This is a genomic window from Okeania sp. SIO3I5 (assembly GCF_010672085.1).
Lineage (GTDB): Bacteria > Cyanobacteriota > Cyanobacteriia > Cyanobacteriales > Microcoleaceae > Trichodesmium.
In genome coordinates, this window is sequence record NZ_JAAHHT010000032.1 from 68177 (window position 1) to 71698 (window position 3522).

A 3522-nucleotide genomic window follows, 5' to 3' on the forward strand; every position below is an offset into this window, starting at 1 on the left:
GGCAAAAACAAGCATATATATGAGAAACTCTGACAAGATGAAAATATTTCTGTTATTGCTCTTTACGAAAATTCTTGAATACTTTATTGTCTCTGAGTAAAAAATTTGGTTGAATAAAGAGTCATGCGTATAGGCGAGCAACCCCAGTTAATCTTTAGCATATCAGAATTTGTGTAAAAATGCAACGGAAAATCTTTTGACGCGCCGATTTTTTTTCAGGAGCTTCAGAGAATGAAAATGTTTGTATCTCTACACTAAGGAGCAATAGATGGAAAGATTTGATAATGGGAAAAATTTGGGGGTTCTATAATTTTTGATAGGTGGGAAAGTTAGTTAATTTTCGGGAGGATGAGGAGCGCTCCCTCCTCAAAAGAAACTTTTTAATAATTGACACTATGGGGTGCGAGTGTGGGAAGTGTGGGATTTTTTTTAAATCCTAGAAAAATTGATAGAGAAAAGTAATATTTGCCTAATTTATACTCTGCTTTTGGCAAAAATTGAGTTATCAAATTGATAAATTTAAGACTTTATAGTTAATTCAAGTATATTCAGCTAATTTTTGATTGTATGGTTGGAAATATTCTCCTAATTCCTGATATATTTCTGCACTAGGTTGTGAGTAATTTCCAGAACTATAATGGTTTGATAAACTTCCCCTTGTAAACAATTTTGTTCGGTAGCGATCCCCTCTTTTAAACTCAAAATTCTATAATTTTTAGTTATGAGGAGATGAGAGTCAGCAATATTTCTTTGTTCCTATTGCTGATGACTTTTTTTGAATTTAGGTAAGTATTCAGCTATTAGCAGTCAGATATTCCTGCGGAATGCTACGCAAACAGCTTTTTAATGAACGATGTAATTCGATAGACTATTAAGGTTAACTGATGGATTTTTACCCATACTTTTAATTATGTGAAATCTCGCTTATTGCTTTCTAAATTCCTTTTTCTTATCTGAAAGGTAATAAAGCTGATAGCTAAACGCTGAATGCTTACGAATTTCGTGAAAATTAATTCCTATATATTCAGCTAATTTTTGATTATAGGGTTGGAAATATTCTACTAATTCCTGATATATTTCTGCACTAGGTTGTGAGTAATTGCCAGAATTATATTGAAGATATTTTTCTGAGGAATATGCAGGTAATTCCAAAAATTGAAATACTTTGTTCATAGTTTTTTGAGGGTGGCTAAATAAGTCTTCACTTTTGAGGATAATAAATTGCTTTTTGGGAAAAATGCTCATCCAATTTTGGAGTTGTTCAATATATATTCCCCTTGCTTTGTATGTATAATGTTAATGGTTAAAACTATAATATGTTCCTGTTTGAATGATTCGATCAACTTCTCCTTGTAAACGAGTTTGTTCGGCAGCGATTGCTTCTTTCAAGCTCAAAGATTCATATCCTATAATTTTTAGTTTTTTAGGAGATGAGAGTCAGCAATATCCTTTGTTCCTGATTACTTTTGTGAATTTAATTATCTGCTTGAATTTCGTGAAAATTAATTCCTATATATTCAGCTAATTTTTGATTATAGGGTTGGAAATATTCTACTAATTCCTGATATATTTCTGCACTAGGTTGTGAGTAATTGCCAGAATTATATTGAAGATATTTTTCTGAGGAATATGCAGGTAATTCCAAAAATTGAAATACTTTGTTCATAGTTTTTTGAGGGTTGCTAAATAAGTCTTCACTTTTGAGGATAATAAATTGCTTTTTGGGAAAAATGCTCATCCAATTTTGGAGTTGTTCAATATATATTCCCCTTGCTTTGTATGTATAATGTTGATGGTTAAAACTATAATATCTTCCTGTTTGAATGATTCGATCAACTTCCCCTTGTAAACGAGTTTGTTCGGCAGCGATCGCTTCTTTTAAACTTAAAGATTCATATCCTAATCTTACTTCATGGTAGTAATGAGAAATAGCTCTTTCTGCTGGGTTTCTTAAAATAAGAATTAGTTTCATCTGAGGATATTTCTCAAAAATTCTTTGAGCTACTAAAGGATGAAATAAATAGTAAGGACTTGATTCTCCAGTAATTATTCCTGGTTCTAATTCGGGAAATTGCGCTCGATACCATTTTAAATCTTTGTCAAAATTCAAGTCGAAGTAATGAATTTCATGTTGTAAGGATGGAGCAACTAAAGGATGTTGAATTAAATAGTTGTATAAGGAATTAGTGCCACATTTCTGCGCTCCAATTATCAAAAAATTTGGTTTGTTGTTATTGATTTTTATGTTCATATAATTGTGGAATCTTTTATTAAAGTTGATGCCAAGATGTTTATTTAATTTTTGGTTATATCGTTGAAAGTATTCAATTAACTTCTGATATATTTATGAGTCAATATCAATTGTTTTTTCCTGGTTAATATCTAGAGAATAATCTACATATTGTGACTGCAAATTTAGAAAATAAAATACTTGGTTCATAGTTGCTTGAGAATGCTCTAATAACTCTTCAGTTTCCAGAATTAAAAGTTGTTCTCTGGGGAAAAATTTAATCCAATTTTCAAGTTGCTCAATATATCTACTGGGAGATACATAACTAAAGTGTTGATGCTTAAAACTACCATAAGTTTCTGTTTCTATAATTTTATCCACTTCACCTTCTAGACGATTAGATTCTTGAGCGATCGCCTCTTTAAAACTCAGAGATTCATAACCTAATTTAATTTCATGTTGATAGTGTTGGATTTCTCTATCTATGGGGTTTATAAGTATAACAATTAACTTGATCTAAGGATATAAATTGTAAACTATTTGAGCAACAAGAGGATTAAATAAGCTGCTCAAATTTCTCTGTCTTATTGAGGAAATAGGGAGTAGTTAGGAGAAATGGAAATTTAGAGAGAGTGTAGGAGGAAAAACTATTCCTGAATTTTGCCAATCTTATCTACTCAACTAAGTCGAATTTTCCCGATTTTTCTTTCCGGCAAAAAATACTCCTGCTGCTCAAATTTCTCTGTCTGATTTAGGAAATAGAGAGTAGTCAGGATAAATTGGAATTTCGAGAGACGCTAGAAGGAAAAACTGTTCCTGAATTTTGCCAATCTTATCTACTCAACTAAGTCGAATTTTCCCGATTTTTCTTTCCGGCAAAAAATACTCCTGCTGCTCAAATTTCTCTGTCTGATTTAGGAAATAGAGAGTAGTCAGGATAAATTGGAATTTCGAGAGACGCTAGAAGGAAAAACTGTTCCTGAATTTTGCCAATCTTATCTACTCAACTAAGTCGAATTTTCCCGATTTTTCTTTCCGGCAAAAAATACTCCTGCTGCTCAAATTTCTCTGTCTGATTTAGGAAATAGAGAGTAGTTAAGATAAATGGGAATTTCGAGAGACGCTAGAAGGAAAAACTGTTCCTGAATTTTTCTACTTTGATCTGCTCAACTAAGTCGAATTTTCCCGATTTTTCTTTCCGGCAAAAAATACTCCTGCTGCTCAAATTTCTCTGTCTGATTTAGGAAATAGAGAGTAGTTAAGATAAATGGGAATTTCGAGAGACGCTAGAA

At 31.9% G+C, this 3522-nt stretch carries 3 protein-coding genes; all 3 read right to left on the reverse strand.

What is annotated here, in order from left to right; translation table 11 throughout:
- Positions 1 to 924: 924 nt before the first annotated feature.
- Entirely contained in the window at positions 925 to 1272 is a 348-nt protein-coding gene (locus F6K40_RS10255) for a sulfotransferase domain-containing protein (protein WP_365670929.1), read from the reverse strand.
- Between the two features lie 202 nt (positions 1273 to 1474).
- Positions 1475 to 2251 carry a sulfotransferase family protein gene (locus F6K40_RS10260; RefSeq protein WP_293135036.1) on the reverse strand — a complete coding sequence of 259 codons (777 nt, stop codon included), beginning with the start codon at positions 2249 to 2251 and terminating at the stop codon, positions 1475 to 1477.
- A gap of 93 nt (positions 2252 to 2344) precedes the next feature.
- Entirely contained in the window at positions 2345 to 2746 is a 402-nt protein-coding gene (locus F6K40_RS10265; protein WP_365670932.1) for a sulfotransferase domain-containing protein, read from the reverse strand.
- Between the last annotated feature and the right edge of the window lie 776 nt (positions 2747 to 3522).

Excerpts from the sequence above, each read along its gene's own strand:
- F6K40_RS10260 (WP_293135036.1), bottom strand. The coding sequence starts at position 2,251 with ATGAACATAAAAATCAATAACAACAAACCAAATTTTTTGATAATTGGA.